At 59.1% G+C, this 235-nt stretch carries 1 protein-coding gene; it reads left to right on the top strand.

What is annotated here, in order from left to right; all coding sequences use genetic code 11:
* Positions 1 to 235 (top strand): CatA-like O-acetyltransferase (locus tag ACSV5T_RS10390; protein ID WP_438321097.1); only part of this gene is annotated, 235 nt, incomplete at both ends.

A 235-nucleotide genomic window follows, 5' to 3' on the forward strand; every position in this document is an offset into this window, starting at 1 on the left:
GACAGCCTGCTTTACCTCACGAGCGTGCCCTGGGTCACATTCACAAGCATCAGCCACCCGACACACGATCAACAGCATGATACGGTGCCGCGCATCGCTTGGGGCAAGTTTACGGAGACGGGCGGCCGAATGTCGATGCCGCTCTCGGTCCAAGCCCACCATGCCCTCGTCGATGGCGTCCATGTCGGTCGCTATTACGAATTGTTGCAAGCGTGGCTCGACGACTTGAGTGACT

It is taken from the genome of Veillonella sp. ZSJB6 (genome assembly GCF_051549505.1).
GTDB lineage: Bacteria > Bacillota > Negativicutes > Veillonellales > Veillonellaceae > Veillonella.